Genomic DNA, 18,598 nt, shown 5'->3' on the forward strand with positions numbered 1-18,598 from the left:
TATTTTGGGAATTAGGGGGATTCATCTCTGTTATTGGGTAAAAAAACAACCATATATAAAACGGATATCAGACCGGGAAACAGGGTAATTATCCGAGAAATAAACGGGGGAAAGAAAGAAAGCGGGTAAAATAGCGCATATTTGTTCATTTTAATAGATTGACCAGATAAACCGCCCCCCTTACTGATGCGCCGTTTATCTATTTCCCGCCAGCATGAAAAGGAGCTCCATAGGTGGCCGATCCCATATCTGCACGCCCCCCGGAAGGCGCAACCGGGGTTTTGGTCTTAGCCGACGGTAAAATGATATGGGGCCGTGGTTTTGGTGCTACCGGCGCAAAAGTAGGCGAAGTCTGTTTCCATACCGCTATGACCGGTTATGAAGAAATCATGACGGACCCTAGTTTTGCCAGCCAGATCATCAATTTCACTTTTCCCCATATCGGTAATGTCGGTGCTAATAGAGAGGATGTCGAAGCAAATACCCTGCATGCTCTTGGTTGTGTAGTCCGGGATGATGTCACAGCGCCTTCTAACTTTCGTAGTTTATGGCGTTTTGATACGTGGTTAAAAAATCACGATCGCATCGGCCTATCCGGAGTAGATACCCGTGCCTTAACTAGTTTATTGCGTATGGGTGGGGCTCAAAATGCTGTCATCGCCCATAATCCAGAGGGTATCTTTGACATTGCCGCGCTAATTGAAACCGCACGTTCATGGCCTGGTTTAAAGGGTATGGATCTTGCAAAAGAGGTCTCTACCCATCAGAGCTATCAGTGGGATGAGGGGGTATGGTCCTTACAAGAAGGCTATGCTTCACATGTCCAAAATGCTGGTGGCCCCCATGTTGTGGCAATTGATTATGGATTAAAATATAATATCCTTCGAAATTTAGTCAGTGCTGGCGCGCGGGTTACTGTTGTCAAAGCGACGGCTAACTTTGATGAGGTCATGGCTTATAAGCCCGATGGCGTTTTCCTCTCGAATGGACCGGGTGATCCGGCGGCAACCGCAGAATATGCAGTGCCGTTGATTAAGCAGTTGTTAGATATTAAAATGCCGTTATTTGGTATCTGCTTGGGTCATCAACTTCTGGCGTTAGCTGTTGGCGCTTCTACCTACAAAATGCATCAGGGACATCGCGGCGCTAATCATCCCGTCAAAAGATTAGGGGATGGTAAAGTCGAAATTACCTCTATGAATCATGGTTTTGCGGTAGATACAAAAAGTTTACCATCCTGTGCCCGCCAGACGCATGTTTCGCTCTTTGATGGTTCTCTTGCCGGTATCGAGCTAACAGATCGGCCTGCTTTTTCGGTGCAATATCACCCTGAGGCCAGCCCTGGCCCACAAGACAGTCATTATCTGTTTTCTAAATTCGTCGATCTTATTAAGAGGGAACAATAAAATGCGGGTTCTCCGCATTTCCTCTTCGTTTCTTTTCCTTTCTTCTTTCCCGCTAAGGTTTTTGTGATGCCTAAAAGAACCGATCTTCAATCGATTATGATTATCGGCGCTGGCCCGATCGTCATTGGTCAGGCCTGTGAGTTCGATTATTCCGGTACACAGGCGTGTAAAGCCCTGCGGGAAGAGGGCTATCGGGTTATTCTGGTCAATTCCAATCCGGCCACCATTATGACCGATCCCGATATGGCGGATGCAACCTACATCGAACCCATTACACCCGAAGTTGTTGCCCGTATTATTGAAAAAGAACGCCCCGATGCGTTGTTGCCTACCATGGGGGGGCAGACCGCTTTAAATACCGCTTTAGCCTTGGCGCGTGATGGGACGTTAGAGAAGTACGGCTGTGAAATGATAGGCGCGGATGCGACTGCCATTGATAAGGCAGAAGACCGCTTAAAATTTCGTCAGGCGATGGATAAAATTGGACTTGAAAGTCCGCGTTCTTCTGTCGCGCATTCATTGGAAGAGGCCTTGGATGGCCTTGCCCATGTGGGTTTACCTACCATTATTCGGCCTTCTTTTACTATGGGCGGAACGGGTGGCGGGGTCGCCTATAATAAAGAAGAATTTATCGATATTGTTTCCGGCGGTTTAGCGGCTTCTCCCACGCGTGAAGTGCTGATCGAAGAATCAGTCATTGGTTGGAAAGAATACGAAATGGAGGTCGTTCGCGACCGCCATGATAACTGTATCATCATTTGTTCGATTGAAAATATCGACCCTATGGGGGTGCATACCGGAGATTCTATCACAGTTGCGCCTGCATTAACCATGACTGATAAAGAATATCAGATTATGCGAAATGCCGCGATCGCAGTATTACGGGAAATCGGGGTTGAAACGGGTGGCTCAAATGTGCAGTTTGCCTTAAATCCTGAAAATGGCCGACTAGTGGTGATCGAGATGAATCCACGGGTTAGCCGTTCTTCTGCGCTTGCCTCCAAAGCAACGGGATTTCCTATTGCCAAAGTGGCTACTAAATTAGCCGTAGGCTATACCCTTGATGAAATTACTAATGATATAACGGGGGCAACGCCGGCTAGTTTTGAGCCGACAATTGACTATATCGTTACAAAAATACCGCGTTTCGCCTTTGAAAAATTTAAAAATGCAAAACCCTTACTGACAACCGCTATGAAGTCGGTTGGCGAAGTGATGGCGATTGGTCGTTCCTTCCCTGAAAGTCTGCAAAAGGCGTTACGGGGACTTGAAAGCGGTCTTTCGGGTCTCGATCCGGTTGAAAATTTAGTAGGCGCCAATCACTCTGTTATTGAGGCTGAATTAGCCAAGCCGACGCCTGATCGCTTATTAGTAGCCGCGCAAGCCTTACGGGAAGGCATGACCGTTGCTGAAATCTGCCATATTACGGCTTATGATCCATGGTTTATCGAAAGATTAGCCGAAATCATTACTGCTGAAAATCAGATTATCAAAAATGGCCTGCCTTTGGATGCGGAAGCCTTTCGTCAGTTGAAATCGCTCGGCTTCTCTGACCAACGCCTTGCTAAACTGGCGCTCGAATCCTCGAATATCCGTGGATTGGGGCAGGCGCAGGCGGCGGGCTCGGGTATTGTTCACGACGCTCTGACGGCCATGACAGGCGGTATTACAGAACAAGAAGTGCGTGCACTCCGTCACAGTCTGAATATCCGACCCGTCTTTAAGCGTATTGATAGTTGCGCTGCCGAATTTGAAGCCAAAACGCCCTATATGTATTCCACTTATGAAGCGCCTTTCTTTGGCGAAGCGATATGCGAATCGCAACCGACAGATAGAAAGAAGGTCGTTATTTTGGGGGGCGGTCCCAACCGAATTGGGCAGGGCTTAGAATTTGATTATTGCTGTTGTCATGCCTGTTTTGCCTTGGAAGCGGTGGGTTATGAGACAATCATGATCAACTGTAATCCAGAAACGGTTTCAACTGATTACGACACCTCCGACCGCTTGTACTTTGAGCCATTAACGGGCGAAGATGTGCTAGAAATCCTGTATAAAGAACAGCAAAAAGGTACCCTTGCTGGTGTTATTGTGCAGTTTGGAGGCCAGACGCCTTTGAAATTGGCGGCTGAAATCGAAAAGGCCGGTATTACTATCTTGGGCACTAGCCCTGATGCGATTGATCTGGCCGAAGATCGTGAACGCTTTTCAGCCTTGGTAACTCAGTTAGGGCTGTTACAACCTGCCAATGGCATCGCGCGGAGCCGTGATGAAGCGATTACGGTTGCTGAACGTATCGGTTATCCGATTTTAATCCGACCTTCCTATGTTTTAGGGGGGCGCGCGATGGAAATCATTGATAGCCCTCGTCAGCTTGACGACTACATTCATACAGCGGTTAAGGTATCGGGAGAATCTCCGGTACTTATTGATCAATATCTTCGCGATGCTATCGAAGTTGATGTTGATGCTATTGCTGACGGGGATGATGTCGTTGTCGCAGGCATTCTTCAACATATTGAAGAAGCGGGTATCCATTCAGGCGATAGCGCCTGTTCTATTCCGCCTTATAGCCTGCCTGAAAATATTATTGCCGAGATTAAAACTCAAACTGATAAGTTAGCGCGCGCTTTAAAGGTGCAAGGGCTAATGAATGTTCAATTTGCAGTTAAGGATGGTCAGGTTTACCTTATCGAGGTTAATCCCCGAGCCAGCCGTACGGTACCTTTTGTTGCGAAAGCCGATGGCCGACCTGTTGCACAGGTGGCTGCACGGGTCATGGCAGGTGAGAAATTACGCAATTTGCCGGAAATCAGTTGGCCCAAAGGCTATACCGCCGTCAAAGAAGCGGTTTTCCCTTGGGCGCGTTTCCCTGGGGTTGATCCTGTATTATCCCCGGAAATGAAATCCACGGGTGAAGTCATGGGAATCGATATAGATTTCCCGATGGCTTTTGCCAAAGCACAGCTGGCTGCCGGTAATGCTTTACCACGCTCAGGAACTTTCTTTATTTCAGTAAAAGATAGTGACAAAGCCCAGATTGTGGAATCTTTACGGGCTTTAACCGATTTGGGTATTAAATTGGTTGCTACTGATGGCACAGCCAACTACCTAAAAGAGCAGGGTGTTCCCGTAGATCGGGTTAATAAAGTACGGCAAGGTAGACCCCATATTGTGGATCTTATCAAAGATGGTGCTATTGCTTTAGTGGTCAATACAACAGAAGGATGGCAGTCGCTTCAGGATTCGGCCTCTATCCGCTCTTCGGTTGTTTTAGCACCTGTGCCTTATTTCACGACAGCCGCTGCGGCTGTGATCGCCGCTGAAGCTATTGTCGCAATTAAAGCGCGAAAGCTTGAAGTCCGCTCTTTACAATCCTATCATGCCTTGATGCACGTCTGATCCCAGCCATTTGTTGAGTGCTAATGGGGTTATATTTAGCCCTTTATGGGATTTACTTTTATCGTTTAGGGGATATTGCCTATGGCAGCCCAAGAAAAAATACCAATGCTTATTGAAGGTCATCATATGTTGACCGAGGAGCTGGCTCGATTACAGGCTGAAAGGCCTAAAATCATCGACGCGATCGAAGAAGCGCGCGCGCATGGTGACTTGTCTGAAAATGCAGAATATCATGCTGCCAAAGAACGGCAAGGACAAGTCGAAGCGATGGTTGCCGATATTGAAGGCAAACTGAGTCGCGCACTTATCATCGATCCCAAGACGCTATCAGGTGATAAAGTCATCTTCGGGGCGACCGTGCATCTCTTAGATGAAGATGATAAACCGGTTAAATATCAAATCGTCGGTCAGACCGAAGCAAACGCCAAAAGTGGTCGAATTTCTTATAATTCACCCCTTGGACGCGCTTTAATTGGCCGTAAAGTTGATGATGAAATCGAGGTGACTGTACCTTCAGGTGACCGCTATTATCTGATTTCCAAAATTGAATTTATTTAAGCTTGGATTTTAGGGCGTGAGGCTGCCTCCTGCTCGCGCAACCATTGGATTGGTTATTATAACCTCTGGTTTTTGGCTTGCGTCGATACTGACTCATCATCAGGATTTATGGGCTATGGCGGCTGGTTTTATACCAGCTCGTCTAAATGGCTGGCATTCTGGTATCCCTTCATTGCCGTTTTGGCTGACACCCCTTTCAGCTACGGTGGTACATGAAGGGATATTGCATCTTGGTTTCAACATGTTGATGCTGGCTTTTTGTGGCCGCTATGTTGAAATGGTAATTGGCAGCGGCAATTTTGTTTTTCTTTATATCGTCGGCGCTTATGTCTCGGCCTTTTCGCAATATTGGATTAACCCAACCAGTTATTATCCAATGATAGGGGCTAGTGGGGCTATATCGGCTTTATTTGGGGCATATGCGCTTTTATTTGGCCAAGAGCGCCAGTTTTTTTCTTATCGTTGGTTAAACCATCTTATTCATATTTTCTGGTTGGCTAGTGCTTGGATTATTATTCAAACCCTGATCGGTTTTAGCGAAAGCAATGATATTTCGATTGCGACTCCTGCTCATATCGGGGGATTTTTAATTGGTCTTCTTCTCATTCGTCCGTTGCTACGTTTCCATTATCATAAAAGATTTATTAATTTTTAAAAATTGGATCTTTATAAAAAAGACCAAAAACGGCGACGGCGATTAGTCCTTATTTTTTAACCTACACATATTTTATTCAGCACGCGCCTGAAGCATGGCTACTAATGCATCAAAACCTTTATGTTCTACCACTGAATCAAAATCTGCACGTTGTGTTATCAAAAGATTAATACCAGCTACCGTCATATTGCTGACTTTATAGCCGTCCGCTGTTTTATCCAGCGTCCAAATGACATTGACGGGCTGTGCCCCTGTTTTAGTGACTTGGGATAAAACCGCCGCCCCATCACCAGCCGGAATAATACGAATAATTTTAACTTTGGCAGAAGTATAATCCGAGATGCGATTCGCATAAGTGTTAATAATAAAATTAGGTAAGGCCTTTTGATACGCTGCTAGTTGCTCTGAGGTTATCTGGGGTTTCCAGCGCCGAATCAGACTATCGCCGATTTGGTCAACTTCAAAATATTGTCCTAATAAAGTTCTGAATTTTTGGCGCGCATGGGATTGATCATTGGATTTTGCAATGGTCAAACCTTCATCTATCAGCCCATTGATTAAACCCGAAGGCGTCTGGCTATCAATAGCCGCTACTACTGGTGCTGCCATGGAAACAAAAATAGCGGGAATAGTAAAGTTTTTCAGGATGCTTTTCATAATTCTCCTTTCTCGGACTAATGTCGGAGAAGTCGGTTTTCAAAGCGGAAGCCATATTTTGGCATCTTGCTGATTCGACCGATGTTCAGAAGTAAGGAGAATGACCTGTGGGAGCCCAGATATTTCTCTACGGTTATTTCGGGCGAATCAATAATACTAGTCAGTACAAAAAATATACTATGGCGTATATATAAAATCATACTGACCAGTACAGCCTACAAATCGTTATCTGAACCGTGATTGAATTCTTTTCTTTTTAGGAAGGGTTGGGCTCATTCTTCTTAAAGAAAGAAAAGATAAGTCGGATAACCATTCCTCCAAGAGAGGAACGCCACAGGAAGAAAAAACCAAGACCACTAGCGGCGGCTACGGCCACAATAGGACGTTGCTGGGCTTCTTGATTAAGGCGATTAACCGTTTTTTTTCCGGTTTTTACGACTGATTTGACAAGACTACGCGCAATTGATCCTGGACGTAGATGATTGGTAACATCATCCAGCGAAACCATAAGCTTCATACGCGCTTGTTCTGCCTCAGCTTTTTTTCGATTAATTTTAGAAGTATGGAGCATCATATCCTTGCCTTGTTTCAGGCAGTTTCCTTTCAGAATCACAGCCTTTGGGTGAAACGGAAACCTATTGCGATGGATTCACAAGCCAATGACGCGCTACCAATACTAAAACCACCGCAACCGGTAAGGCGACACCAGCATAAATCAGACCTGCTCCCAAAGCCCCAACAACGTGGATAAGAGCAATGAAAATACCTACCAGAAGACCAATCAAACCCACTATCGCTAAAGCCACGGCTAATACCAATGCAGCAGCAGCCTTAGCGATACGTTTGACGCGTACGACGATAATCTCGCGACAAAGGTCTATTTCACGATCGAAAAAGTCTCTTCCTGCCTGAATTAAATTTTGGAAGGACTGAAAAATACCTGTATCTTCATAGATCAAATCATTTTCATCAGCCGCTTCTTGTTCTAATTCATCTTCCTCTAAATTCGCTTCTGCGCGTGCAACCGCTGCTTCGTCATCCTCTAATCCCATAGCGACTTTTTCTGCCGCTACGGGATCAATTTCAGCATGAGACAAAGCCGTAGCAATATCTTCGGAAGTTTGAAGGTCTTTTTCGCTTGGGTTATGAAGCGTCAATGTTAGGAATCCTGCTGGCTACTGTCAGAAGAAGGGGCACTGCTTTCCTGATGATTACAGTGGTGATTTTCTTCACATTTACGCTTTCTGTGGCTGACAAAGCGATAAAGAGCGTATCCCATGGCAGCCGCGACACCCGCTGAGACAACAGGATTACGGCGGATGATACCGTGGCCGCCTTTTGTCAGATCAGCTAATTTTTTATTTTTAATGGTTTGCGACAATTTTCCGATATGCTTTGAAGCTTTATGCATATAATCGCCATAAGAACTACCAAAGTTTTCAGCAACTAATTCTGCTGTCTGATCGACAATTTTGGCGACATTGTTAACAGCCTCAATGGCTTTATGACGACCATCTTCGCCAATTTCATGAAGTTTACCATTCGTAAAATGGTGATCATGCAACAAATGATGAAGCTTACTTTCTTTTTTTTCAGTATGATCTTTAGCATCGGATAAGTGTGACATCACCTTACCTGCAACATGAGAAGCCGATTTTGCTAAGGGATGACCTGTCTCATGAGCCTGTTCTTTAACGGCCTTAACGCCCTTTTCTGCCTGATTTTCGGCATTTTTTGCAGATGATTCTACATCTGACGTGGTTTTATTTTCGGCCATTGTCTATCTCCAGTCACTCAATACGGAAAAAATAATCACTCTCTTCTGATTATAGAATCGCATGAGAAGCGATAACGTTTCACCATAAGCAATATAATCATTGCAACAGTACAATTGCCATATGCGCCAAGGAAGGATAGATCATTCGCGGACAGGGTTCAAAAGAGACTCGTCTAAAGAATTTAAGAAAGGTTTCGATATGACAGCTATTGTCAATATCCATGGACGTCAGATTGTCGACAGCCGTGGTAACCCAACCGTTGAAGTTGATGTTACGCTTGAAGATGGCAGCTTTGGCCGCGCCGCTGTACCGTCAGGTGCTTCCACCGGTGTTCACGAAGCTGTTGAACTTCGTGATGGTGATAAAACCCGTTGGGGTGGTAAAGGCGTAACGAAAGCCGTTCACGCTGTTAACAACGAAATCGCAAAAGCCATTGTTGGTCTTGATGCTGAAGATCAGGAACTGATCGACCAGACGATGATCAAGCTCGATGGTACCCCGAACAAGGGTAAATTCGGCGCTAACGCTATCCTCGGTGTCAGCTTGGCTGTTGCTCAGGCTGCTGCTGATGCACGTGGCCTTCCGCTTTACCGTTATGTTGGTGGTACGGCTGCTCACGTTCTTCCGGTTCCGATGATGAACATCGTAAACGGTGGTATGCATGCCGATAACCCCATCGATTTTCAGGAATTCATGATTGCGCCGGTTGGTGCAAGCTCGATTCATGAAGCGGTTCGTATCGGTACGGAAGTTTTCCATACCCTGAAAAAAGAGCTGGCTGCCAAGGGCATGAACACCAACGTCGGTGACGAAGGTGGTTTCGCTCCTAGCTTGGACAGTGCCTCTTCAGCGCTTGACTTCATCGTCGATTCCATCTCCAAAGCTGGTTACAAGCCAGGTGAAGATGTATTCATCGCTCTTGATGCTGCTTCTTCCGAGTTCTACAACAAAGAAAAGAACATCTACGATCTTAAGGGTGAAGGCCGCGTCCTGACCTCTGCACAGCTCGTCGATTATTATGTCGAACTTTGTGGTAAATATCCGATCTATTCCATCGAAGATGGTTTGGCCGAAGATGACTTCGAAGGCTGGAAGGTTCTTACCGAAAAGCTCGGTAACAAGATCCAGTTGGTCGGCGATGATCTGTTCGTGACCAACGTGAAGCGTCTTGCTGATGGTATCGAACGCGGTATTGCTAATTCACTGCTCGTGAAGTTCAACCAGATCGGTTCTCTGTCTGAAACGCTCGCTGCTGTTAACATGGCAAACGACGCTTCTTACACGGCTGTTATGTCTCACCGTTCTGGTGAAACCGAAGACACCACGATTGCTGATCTTGCAGTTGCCACCAACTGTGGCCAGATTAAGACTGGTAGCCTTTGCCGTTCAGAACGTATCGCTAAATACAACCAGCTGATGCGGATTGAAGAAGAATTAGGTTCGGTCGCAAAATATGCAGGTCGTTCTGTTCTTAAAAAAGCAAAGTAAGAATCGCAGCTAGAATCGGTTTTTAAACGGCTCTAACTGAATGGGGACATTGAGCCTTGATTTATCGCTTAAAGCGGTAATTATAGGCTTCATGTCCCTGATTCGTTCAAAAAATAGCCTTTTTCGTGCCGCGATTGGTCCCGCCCTTATGTTGCTTGTGCTGGGGGTTTTTATCGGTAATGCCCTTGTCGGGGTAAATGGTCTGTTTTCTCTTGATGGATATCGTCAGAAGCTTGCTATCCGAAAAACGGAATTAGCGGCTTTGGAAGCACAGAAAAACCAGCTTGCCAATCGAATTGCGCTCCTTAATCCTAAGGCTACTGATCCTGATTATGCTGATGAATTAGTCCGCAAAGAAACCCGTCAAATTAGACCTGATGAGGTTTTGATTCTGGATAATCAGAAGTAATTTTTACGATTTCTTGCTATTTTTATAAAAAATCAGGGTATTTTTCACCTTAGAAAAAAATACCCTGTGCCTTTCAGTATAATTTCATTCTAAATAGACAATTTTTTCTGTTCTATGGGCGGAATCTATTTTGATTAGAAAATATTCTGTCCATTTTGTTTTTAGCAGATTTAGTTCTTTATTTCTCCGAAATGTCCGCTGTTAAAATCACGGACAGCTTGCTTTATTTCTTCTTGGCTGTTCATTACAAAGGGGCCATAGCCAACGACCTCTTCTTTGATAGGCTCACCACTTAATAACAAGAAGGTGCTCTCTTCTTCGGCAGTTATGCTGAGACTATCGCCTTCTGCGCTCGCTGTGACAACATCCGCTTGTCGTAAGGTAGTTTCGCTATTTACTCGCAGCAGCCCCTTTACAGCGATTAAATGTGTTGTCCGCCCTTCTTTTAGCGGTAGTTTAACGGTTTTCCCTTGATGAATATGGACGTCCCAAACATCCATCGGGGTGAACGTTTTGGCTGCCCCCTTCTGTCCCTCATAATCACCTGCGATAATTCTTAATGCGCCGCTGTTTTCTGGCAAAGATACTGTGGGTATTTTTTCCTTCACAATCGCCTGATAATGAGGGGATGTCATTTTATCTTTAGCAGGTAGATTTACCCACAGTTGAATCATCTGAAGCCGACCCCCTTTTTTTGTGAAAGCCTCAGAATGAAATTCTTCGTGTAAAATACCAGAACCCGCAGTCATCCATTGAACATCGCCGACCCCGATAACCCCGCCTTTGCCACTTGAATCGCGATGAGCGACTTCTCCTTCATAGACAATAGTAACGGTTTCAAAACCCCGATGGGGATGTTGGCCAACACCTCTTTGATGCTGACTTGGTTCAAAATCCACAGGCCCCGCAAAATCCAGCAATAAAAAAGGACTAAACTGAGCATTATGATCACGATAGGAAAATAATGTCTGTACGGGAAAACCATCCCCGACCCAATGACTATCCGTTTTGCTCGTAAAATTTAAAAGCTTTTTCATAACAAGGCCTTTTCAGCGCTTTGATGCTTATGACAGAGAAGGTAATAAAAGCTTATTGTTTCAGTAGCCGTCTTTTTTGACTTCACTGTTCTATTATAAGAACAATACACGCAGTCTTTTTGTTGCCTTTTATAAATTGATTATGAAAATAGTCCGTTATGGCAATGTATAATTTAAACGATATTTATTACTATGTTCAGGTGGTCGAACATGGCGGATTTACACAGGCCAGCCGTGCAACAGGTATTCCCAAATCAAAACTAAGCCGAAGAATAACCGAGCTTGAAAACCGCCTCGGCGTCCGATTATTACAACGCTCCACCCGTCATTTTTCGGTAACGGAGATTGGAAGAATTTATTTTGATCATTGTCAAACGGTTATTTTTGAAGCCGAAAATGCTGAAAAAGCTATTGAAGAAACGCATCAAGAACCTTGCGGTTTAGTGCGGCTTTCTTGTCCTATTGCCCTGCTTCACGCAACGCTTAGTCCGATATTAGCGGCATTTTTGGCGCGTTATCCTAAAGTAAAACTACAAATGGAAGCTACGAATCGTTCTGTAAATCCTATCAGCGATGCTATCGACCTTGCTATCCGTGTTCGTCCCCTGCCTTTTGAAGATAGCGACTTGACCATGCGTCAGTTAACAAGCCGAAAACAGATACTCGTGGCTAGTCCTAATTTGATTAGGCAATATGCCCCCTTAGAAAAGCCAGAAGATCTTAGTCATTGGCCTGCTTTTGCGAATGCCACGCTCCTTAAAAGTTATAGCTGGCAGTTATTTGGTCCCAGCGATGAAATTGTTACCATCAACTATGAGCCCCGCTTCGTCACAACTGATATGTTTGCTTTACAAGAAGCCGCTATAGCGGGTCTGGGTGTGGTTCATTTGCCTTTTATGATAGTTCGTCAGGCTTTGGAACGAGGACAATTGATAGAATTACTTCCAAACTGGTCATTAAAGCCCGAAATTATTCATGTCGTCTATCCTACGCGGCGCGGTTTATTACCTTCTGTTCGGGCGTTGCTTAATATGTTGATTGAACATTTTAAAAATTTGAATGACGAGTAAATTAGTCATTTTTCTTTTTAAGGTTATCCCATCGGGCTTTATCTTTTTTATTTCTGTTATCTTAAAGATAGGCTGATCGTTTCAATTCAGTATAATAATAGGAATAGTTTATCGTAAAAATAATTTATCTGCATAAAGGATAGTCAGATCGCTTGTTGTCACCAAGATATTCTATTACCTTAAAAATTATTAAGAGAAGAATTTCGGCTGCTATCAAATCTTCAAAACTTCTATAGAAAATTCCTTTCTTATAAAAGCAGGCTATGATTTATAGATTATAAGAGACAGAAGGGCTGATATTGGCTAAGCCCAAAACCCACTTTTCATAGAACCCGCGCTGTCAGGGCAGGGGTAAGACCCAAATACTGCTTTATCCTGTCCGTCAGAGCTTTTAGTCTTTTTTGACAGGAGGCCTCACTTCATGGCCAGAGCAACTCAGGATTCTGGTAAGCATCCAAAAAACGATGCGGTACCCACTATTCCCAATCATGATCTGCCACCGATTCCCGGTCGCTATCAGGCTGACCGTGAGGAGATGCTCGAATTTTACCGGCGAATGCTCCTTATCCGTCGCTTTGAAGAGCGTTGTGGACAGCTATATGGCCTTGGTCTCATTGCTGGTTTTTGTCATCTATATATTGGGCAAGAGGCGGTTGCTGTGGGTTTACAGGCAGCCTTAAAGCCCGGTCGAGATAGTGTTATTACAGGCTATCGTGAACATGGCCATATGCTGGCTTATGGCATTGATCCCAAAATTGTCATGGCAGAATTAACTGGCCGTGCTGCCGGCATCTCGCATGGTAAGGGGGGCTCCATGCACATGTTTTCCACAGAACATAAATTTTTTGGTGGAAATGGTATTGTCGGGGCACAGGTTCCCTTAGGGGCAGGTTTGGCCTTTGCTCATAAATACCGCGATGATGGGGGATGCGCCGCCGCCTATTTTGGTGACGGTTCAGCTAATCAAGGGCAGGTTTACGAAGCTTTTAATATGGCGGCCTTGTGGAAATTGCCGGTTATCTTTGTCATTGAAAATAATGGCTATGCTATGGGAACCAGTATCCAACGCGCTAATGCCCACACGGCTTTATCGGAACGGGGACAGGGTTTTGGTATTCCGGCCCTTGTCGTTGATGGCATGGATGTGCTGGACGTACGGGGTGCCTCAGAGGTTGCTGTTAACTGGGTACAATCTGGAAAAGGCCCCATTATTGTTGAAATGAAAACCTATCGGTATCGGGGCCATTCAATGTCTGATCCGGCGCGTTATCGCAGCCGTGAAGAAGTGAATGAAATGAAAGACTATCATGACCCGATAGAGGCCTTGAAAAAAGACCTCCTTAAGGCGGGTGTGGAAGAAAATACGCTGACCCAAATTGATGATGACATCCGTCAACAGGTTAAAGACGCAGCTGAATTTGCAGAAAAGGCACCGTTACCGGAGCCTGAAGAATTATATACCGATATTTTGGTAGGGAAATACTGATATGGCCATAGAGCTTAAGATGCCTGCTCTGTCCCCCACTATGGAAGAGGGAACGCTTACCAAATGGCTGGTTAAAGAAGGGGACGCTATTAAAGCAGGTGATATCCTTGCTGAAATTGAAACAGACAAGGCCATTATGGAATTTGAGGCTGTGGATGAAGGCATCCTCACTAAAATTTTGGTCCCAGAAGGGAGCACAGATGTAAAAGTCGGTACGCCTATCGCTTATTTAGGGCAAGATGCCCAAGATGTTCATATATCTGCTTCTGATAAACCGTCTTTGGCTTCTGATACAGTGTCGGAAACTACATCTGTGGCGATAGATAAAACGGTCACGCTTCCTTCTGAACAAGTTGAAAAACAACGCACAGTAGGTGCGGAAATACCTGAAGGTACTCAATTTTTTCAACAGACGCTTCGAGAAGCACTACGTGACGCCATGGCTGAGGAAATGCGGCGCGATGATCGCGTTTTTGTCATGGGTGAAGAAGTCGCAGAATACCAAGGCGCTTATAAGGTAACACAGGGCTTGCTTGATGAATTCGGCCCTAGACGCGTGGTTGATACGCCTATTTCGGAATATGGTTTTACCGGTATTGGTGTCGGGGCCGCAATGGAAGGCTTGCGTCCTATTATCGAATTTATGACCATGAATTTTTCGATGCAAGCTATCGACCATATCATCAATTCGGCGGCTAAAACGCATTATATGTCCGGTGGCCAAGTACGCTGTCCCATCGTTTTTCGTGGGCCGAATGGCGCTGCGCCACGCGTGGGGGCACAGCATACTCAAAATTTTGGGCCATGGTATGCTGCTGTTCCCGGGCTTATCGTGCTGGCACCTTATGATGCGATTGATGCCAAAGGCTTGTTAAAAGCCGCTATCCGTTCAGAAGATCCGGTGGTCTTTTTAGAATGTGAATTACTTTATGGTAAAAGCTTTGATGTCCCTGAAATAGAGGATTTTGTGCTTCCTATCGGAAAGGCGCGTATTATCCGGGAAGGAAAAGACGTCACAATTGTCAGCTATTCTATCGGTGTTTCTTTTGCCTTGGAAGCGGCTGAAAAATTAGCGCAAGAAGGTATTAATGCCGAAGTAATCGATTTGCGGACATTGCGGCCTCTCGATAAAGAAGCCATTCTAAAAAGTTTGGCTAAAACTAATCGGATGGTAACTGTGGAAGATGGTTGGCCCACCTGTTCTATTTCTTCTGAAATTGCAGCCATTGCCATGGATGAAGGCTTTGATAACCTTGATGCGCCCGTTTTAAGGGTTACCAATGCGGATACGCCAACACCTTACGCCGTTAATCTTGAAAAAATGGCGTTGGTCAGTGCTGAGGCTGTCATAAAAGCTGTACATAAGGTTTGCTATCGCAAATAACCGTTGGTTTTTGGGATATAAGGATTGCAGCATGGCAGCAAAAGATTACAGGAAAATTCAATTTAATCCTATTATTTCAGCTATTTTTTGTATTCTTTTGCTTTTTATCCTGTCGGTTCCAGCCTTTTTATCCGACAGGGCCGTAGCGGCTTCTTCGTATCCTAAAAACAAAACACCGCTTATTCTGATTTCAATTGATGGTTTTCGTGCTGATTATATCAAAAGAGGGGTGACGCCTCATCTGTTAGCCTTAGCGAATAACGGTACTTATGCCAAAATTATGCACCCCTCTTTTCCATCTATTACCTTTCCCAATCATTATACCTTGGTAACGGGACTTTATCCCGATCATCATGGCATCGTGGGAAATACAATGGATGATATGGCCATTAAACCAGATGATCATTTTAAAATGTCCGACCATCAAGCAGTCGTAGATCATCGATGGTGGGATGAAGCCGAACCTTTATGGGTGACCGCTGAGAAACAAGGTATTGTCTCGGCTACTATGTTCTGGCCAGGCTCCGAAGCGGATATTCATGGTATCCGACCTGAAATGTGGCGCCGTTTTAATGGGCATGTACCTTTTTCAGAAAGAGTAGATCAGGTTATCTCCTGGCTTGACTATCCCTCTTCTCATCGTCCTCAATTCGTTACACTCTATTTTGAAAATGTTGATCATATAGGCCATGTCTATGGCCCAGACTCACCAGAAATGAATGAAAATCTGACTAAAGTCGATCAGGCTATTGGTCAGTTGGTACAAGAATTAACCCATCGCCATATTAATGCTAATTTAGTGATTGTTTCCGATCATGGTATGGCAGCAACGGCCTCTGATCGAGCGATTATCTTGAATAAGGTTATTCCATCAAGCCGTTATCGCCTTATTACTAGTGGCGCTTATGCTGGGATCGAACCCGCCGCGGGACAAGATATTTCTGCTTTATTCCGTCATCATGATCACATGCAATGCTGGCCTAAAAACCAAATTCCGCCTTATCTTCATTATGGGCATAATCCACGCGTGCCGAGTGTAATTTGTATAGCGGATGTCGGCTGGTCTATTATTGGCAGTGAAAATGCTATGGGGCATATTCATCGTGGTAATCATGGTTACGATAATATGACCCCAGAAATGGGGGCTTTATTTATAGCTAATGGCCCCGCTTTCAAAAGACATGCCGTTATTGATACTATGGATAATATTGATGTTCAGCCTTTGGTAGCCCATGTTTTAGGGGTGAAAATTGCGAAAGGGGACAGCAATATCACTCCTAAGGACATGGATGCCCGCTTTCTTATTCACTGAAGATTTTTTTTAATGCCTAACTCTATTCAGGTAAATATTTTAAGGGGCGGCCTCTGAAAAAAGGCTGTCTTTTGATTGGATAATTTATTTATGGGTTTTTGCCAAATTGTCGACCATCGGCATAATGGGGGTTAAATCATATCCTGCATTGGCTGCCTCGGCAAAGATAACATCCGGTTCTGATTCTCCTAAAGCCGCCGTCGATAAGGCCCATAAAAAAGCAGAACGGGTACCCGTTCGACAATAGGCTAGGATCGGCCCTTCTGCTTGTTGCAAAGCTTCTGTCATCGCGACCAAGGCAGATTCATCTAGCCCGCCCGGTTTCACCGGAATAGCGGTATATCCCAAGCCAGCCGCTTTCGCTGCCGCTTCGATTGTTCGGCCTTTTGGTTGGCCGGATTCTTCCCCGTCAGGGCGATTATTGATGATATGGCGGAACCCGTCACGGGCAGCTTCTTCTACATCGGTAACGGTTATCTGCGCACTAAGCGCCATGGTATGATTTAAACGCTTAAACTGAGCCATAGCTTTTCCTGTCTTTTATGATGCTCTCTATCATGCCATGAAAGCGTCCCGACGAGAGACCAAAAAAACGATAACAATAAATGACAAGGCCAATTAACAAGGCCACTTAAGACCCTTTTCATAAATCTTTTGGCTATCTTAGCGGTCAGATTATAAAGGGATATTATCTCTATAATAAGGCCTAATCCAAACGACGATAAAGGGAAGGGGCAGATCACCTTCGCCTTACAGGAAAACAATATGACAGTAACAACCCTTGATCCTAAAACAGCGCTTATTCTTATTGATCTTCAAAAAGGCATTCTTTCCTATCCTACTGTGCATCCGACAGAAGAAGTCGTTAAGCGTTCTCGCGCTTTGGCCGAGGCCTTCCGCCGTCACAACCTTCCCGTTGTCCTTGTTAATGTCGCAGGTGTTTCGCCCGTTCGAACGGAGCAGTCTTTTAAGCAAGATCCATTACCTGAAGGTTGGACAGAATTAACGCCCGAGCTCAATGGGCAGCCTAGTGACTACAGAGTGACTAAATATACATGGGGTGCCTTCACTCATACAGATTTGGAAGCTTATCTTAGAAAATATGGGATTACCCAAGTAGTGATTGCAGGGGTTGCAACCAGTTTTGGTGTCGAATCCACAGCGCGTTCCGCCTATGAATTAGGTTTTAATATTACCCTAGCGATTGATGCGATGACAGATATGACGTTAGAGGCGCATAACAATAGTCTTACGCGGATATTTCCAAGACTAGGGGAAACAGGCCAGACGACAGAAATAATCGCTTTGCTCGACAAGAGACTGAAACAAGCGTGATATTTCTGAGAGTTATAGCCCTGATTGCTGGAGGAAAAGTGTTGTTTTCTTAGCTATCAGGAGCACAAGATAACGGTGATATGGCGTTTGTTAGAATGCACTTATACGCAAAATTATAATAGTGTCTGGACGCTAATTTAAAGGCCACTATAGGAGTGGCCTTCTTTAAATTTTCATAGCTATCGCTGCATCGCTGGCAAGTTGATCCGCGCGTTCATTGTCAGGATGACCAGCGTGACCTTTAACCCATTTCCATTTGATTTCGTGGTCTTTTGTGGCTTCCAGTAATTGTTTCCACAGTTCAGCATTTTTGACTGGCTTTTTGGCCGCAGTTTTCCAACCGTTCTTTTGCCAGCCATGAATCCAGCGTGTCAGGCCATCCATCACATATTTGCTATCGATGGATAATTCTATCCTACAAGGCCGTTTCAGACAAGCTAGGGCTTCGATGACAGCTTGCAATTCCATACGATTATTGGTTGTAGGATTTTCACCGCCTGAAAGCTCTTTTTCATGGCCTTTACACCGTAATAGCGCCCCCCAGCCACCCGGGCCGGGGTTTCCTTTACAAGCGCCATCTGTTGCGATCATAACAAAAGGGCGATCTTCGTTGATTTCTGACAT

18 protein-coding genes are annotated in these 18,598 nt (G+C 44.9%); 11 read left to right on the top strand and 7 right to left on the bottom strand.

What is annotated here, in order from left to right; all coding sequences use genetic code 11:
• The first annotated feature begins 233 nt into the window (after nucleotides 1-233).
• From carA to ZYMOP_RS07755, 4 genes are all read left to right on the top strand, one after another.
• Nucleotides 234-1,406 (top strand): glutamine-hydrolyzing carbamoyl-phosphate synthase small subunit, encoded by a 1,173-nt coding sequence (gene carA / locus ZYMOP_RS07740; RefSeq protein ID WP_013934771.1) that lies wholly within the window; start codon nucleotides 234-236, stop codon nucleotides 1,404-1,406.
• A 66-nt stretch (nucleotides 1,407-1,472) separates the two neighbouring features.
• Nucleotides 1,473-4,805: a carbamoyl-phosphate synthase large subunit gene (carB, locus tag ZYMOP_RS07745; RefSeq protein WP_013934772.1), complete on the top strand. Its 3,333-nt coding sequence runs from the start codon at nucleotides 1,473-1,475 to the stop codon at nucleotides 4,803-4,805.
• Between the two features lie 81 nt (nucleotides 4,806-4,886).
• A complete protein-coding gene (gene greA / locus ZYMOP_RS07750; RefSeq protein ID WP_013934773.1) occupies nucleotides 4,887-5,363 on the top strand; it encodes a transcription elongation factor GreA in 477 nt (158 codons plus the stop codon).
• Between the two features lie 16 nt (nucleotides 5,364-5,379).
• Nucleotides 5,380-6,018, top strand: coding sequence for a rhomboid family intramembrane serine protease (locus ZYMOP_RS07755; protein ID WP_013934774.1), 639 nt, complete (start codon nucleotides 5,380-5,382; stop codon nucleotides 6,016-6,018).
• 72 nt (nucleotides 6,019-6,090) lie between these two features.
• Here ZYMOP_RS07755 and ZYMOP_RS07760 read toward each other — a convergent pair whose 3' ends face one another.
• From ZYMOP_RS07760 to ZYMOP_RS07775, 4 genes are all read right to left on the bottom strand, one after another.
• Nucleotides 6,091-6,675 (bottom strand): MlaC/ttg2D family ABC transporter substrate-binding protein, encoded by a 585-nt coding sequence (locus ZYMOP_RS07760; RefSeq protein WP_013934775.1) that lies wholly within the window; start codon nucleotides 6,673-6,675, stop codon nucleotides 6,091-6,093.
• A 256-nt stretch (nucleotides 6,676-6,931) separates the two neighbouring features.
• The gene (locus ZYMOP_RS07765) at nucleotides 6,932-7,249 is read right to left on the bottom strand and encodes a hypothetical protein (protein ID WP_013934776.1); all 318 of its coding nucleotides are present in this window, start codon (nucleotides 7,247-7,249) and stop codon (nucleotides 6,932-6,934) included.
• 61 nt (nucleotides 7,250-7,310) lie between these two features.
• Entirely contained in the window at nucleotides 7,311-7,832 is a 522-nt protein-coding gene (locus tag ZYMOP_RS07770; RefSeq protein WP_013934777.1) for a phage holin family protein, read from the bottom strand.
• Nucleotides 7,833-7,834: 2 nt separating this feature from the next.
• On the bottom strand, nucleotides 7,835-8,452 hold the full coding sequence (locus ZYMOP_RS07775) for a hypothetical protein (protein WP_013934778.1): 618 nt from the start codon (nucleotides 8,450-8,452) through the stop codon (nucleotides 7,835-7,837).
• Between the two features lie 199 nt (nucleotides 8,453-8,651).
• Here ZYMOP_RS07775 and eno point away from each other — a divergent pair, with 199 nt between their 5' ends.
• Nucleotides 8,652-9,941, top strand: a complete 1,290-nt coding sequence (gene eno / locus ZYMOP_RS07780; RefSeq protein ID WP_013934779.1) for a phosphopyruvate hydratase — start codon at nucleotides 8,652-8,654, stop codon at nucleotides 9,939-9,941.
• A gap of 40 nt (nucleotides 9,942-9,981) precedes the next feature.
• Nucleotides 9,982-10,350 (top strand): FtsB family cell division protein, encoded by a 369-nt coding sequence (locus tag ZYMOP_RS07785; protein WP_013934780.1) that lies wholly within the window; start codon nucleotides 9,982-9,984, stop codon nucleotides 10,348-10,350.
• A 170-nt stretch (nucleotides 10,351-10,520) separates the two neighbouring features.
• On the opposite strand, the gene ZYMOP_RS07790 is transcribed toward ZYMOP_RS07785, so the two are convergent.
• A complete protein-coding gene (locus tag ZYMOP_RS07790; protein ID WP_013934781.1) occupies nucleotides 10,521-11,387 on the bottom strand; it encodes a pirin family protein in 867 nt (288 codons plus the stop codon).
• A gap of 158 nt (nucleotides 11,388-11,545) precedes the next feature.
• Here ZYMOP_RS07790 and ZYMOP_RS07795 point away from each other — a divergent pair, with 158 nt between their 5' ends.
• From ZYMOP_RS07795 to ZYMOP_RS07810, 4 genes are all read left to right on the top strand, one after another.
• The gene (locus ZYMOP_RS07795) at nucleotides 11,546-12,457 is read left to right on the top strand and encodes a LysR substrate-binding domain-containing protein (protein ID WP_013934782.1); all 912 of its coding nucleotides are present in this window, start codon (nucleotides 11,546-11,548) and stop codon (nucleotides 12,455-12,457) included.
• A gap of 421 nt (nucleotides 12,458-12,878) precedes the next feature.
• Nucleotides 12,879-13,943, top strand: coding sequence for a pyruvate dehydrogenase (acetyl-transferring) E1 component subunit alpha (gene pdhA / locus ZYMOP_RS07800; RefSeq protein ID WP_013934783.1), 1,065 nt, complete (start codon nucleotides 12,879-12,881; stop codon nucleotides 13,941-13,943).
• Nucleotide 13,944: 1 nt separating this feature from the next.
• Nucleotides 13,945-15,327, top strand: a complete 1,383-nt coding sequence (locus ZYMOP_RS07805) for a pyruvate dehydrogenase complex E1 component subunit beta (protein WP_013934784.1) — start codon at nucleotides 13,945-13,947, stop codon at nucleotides 15,325-15,327.
• 31 nt (nucleotides 15,328-15,358) lie between these two features.
• Nucleotides 15,359-16,639: an alkaline phosphatase family protein gene (locus ZYMOP_RS07810; RefSeq protein ID WP_013934785.1), complete on the top strand. Its 1,281-nt coding sequence runs from the start codon at nucleotides 15,359-15,361 to the stop codon at nucleotides 16,637-16,639.
• Between the two features lie 84 nt (nucleotides 16,640-16,723).
• Here ZYMOP_RS07810 and ZYMOP_RS07815 read toward each other — a convergent pair whose 3' ends face one another.
• A complete protein-coding gene (locus ZYMOP_RS07815; RefSeq protein WP_013934786.1) occupies nucleotides 16,724-17,164 on the bottom strand; it encodes a protein tyrosine phosphatase family protein in 441 nt (146 codons plus the stop codon).
• 240 nt (nucleotides 17,165-17,404) lie between these two features.
• Here ZYMOP_RS07815 and ZYMOP_RS07820 point away from each other — a divergent pair, with 240 nt between their 5' ends.
• Nucleotides 17,405-17,974 (top strand): isochorismatase family protein, encoded by a 570-nt coding sequence (locus tag ZYMOP_RS07820; protein WP_013934787.1) that lies wholly within the window; start codon nucleotides 17,405-17,407, stop codon nucleotides 17,972-17,974.
• Between the two features lie 165 nt (nucleotides 17,975-18,139).
• On the opposite strand, the gene rnhA is transcribed toward ZYMOP_RS07820, so the two are convergent.
• On the bottom strand, nucleotides 18,140-18,598 hold the full coding sequence (rnhA, locus tag ZYMOP_RS07825) for a ribonuclease HI (RefSeq protein ID WP_013934788.1): 459 nt from the start codon (nucleotides 18,596-18,598) through the stop codon (nucleotides 18,140-18,142).

Source organism: Zymomonas mobilis subsp. pomaceae ATCC 29192, from assembly GCF_000218875.1.
GTDB classification, from domain to species: domain Bacteria; phylum Pseudomonadota; class Alphaproteobacteria; order Sphingomonadales; family Sphingomonadaceae; genus Zymomonas; species Zymomonas pomaceae.

Coding starts and splice junctions, on each gene's coding strand:
- ZYMOP_RS07790 (WP_013934781.1), bottom strand. CDS start 11,387: ATGAAAAAGCTTTTAAATTTTACGAGCAAAACGGATAGTCATTGGGTC.
- ZYMOP_RS07815 (WP_013934786.1), bottom strand. CDS start 17,164: ATGGCTCAGTTTAAGCGTTTAAATCATACCATGGCGCTTAGTGCGCAG.
- eno (WP_013934779.1), top strand. CDS start 8,652: ATGACAGCTATTGTCAATATCCATGGACGTCAGATTGTCGACAGCCGT.
- ZYMOP_RS07810 (WP_013934785.1), top strand. CDS start 15,359: ATGGCAGCAAAAGATTACAGGAAAATTCAATTTAATCCTATTATTTCA.
- greA (WP_013934773.1), top strand. CDS start 4,887: ATGGCAGCCCAAGAAAAAATACCAATGCTTATTGAAGGTCATCATATG.
- rnhA (WP_013934788.1), bottom strand. CDS start 18,598: ATGTCAGAAATCAACGAAGATCGCCCTTTTGTTATGATCGCAACAGAT.
- ZYMOP_RS07775 (WP_013934778.1), bottom strand. CDS start 8,452: ATGGCCGAAAATAAAACCACGTCAGATGTAGAATCATCTGCAAAAAAT.
- pdhA (WP_013934783.1), top strand. CDS start 12,879: ATGGCCAGAGCAACTCAGGATTCTGGTAAGCATCCAAAAAACGATGCG.
- carB (WP_013934772.1), top strand. CDS start 1,473: ATGCCTAAAAGAACCGATCTTCAATCGATTATGATTATCGGCGCTGGC.
- ZYMOP_RS07805 (WP_013934784.1), top strand. CDS start 13,945: ATGGCCATAGAGCTTAAGATGCCTGCTCTGTCCCCCACTATGGAAGAG.
- ZYMOP_RS07820 (WP_013934787.1), top strand. CDS start 17,405: ATGACAGTAACAACCCTTGATCCTAAAACAGCGCTTATTCTTATTGAT.
- ZYMOP_RS07795 (WP_013934782.1), top strand. CDS start 11,546: ATGGCAATGTATAATTTAAACGATATTTATTACTATGTTCAGGTGGTC.
- ZYMOP_RS07765 (WP_013934776.1), bottom strand. CDS start 7,249: ATGATGCTCCATACTTCTAAAATTAATCGAAAAAAAGCTGAGGCAGAA.
- ZYMOP_RS07760 (WP_013934775.1), bottom strand. CDS start 6,675: ATGAAAAGCATCCTGAAAAACTTTACTATTCCCGCTATTTTTGTTTCC.
- ZYMOP_RS07785 (WP_013934780.1), top strand. CDS start 9,982: ATGGGGACATTGAGCCTTGATTTATCGCTTAAAGCGGTAATTATAGGC.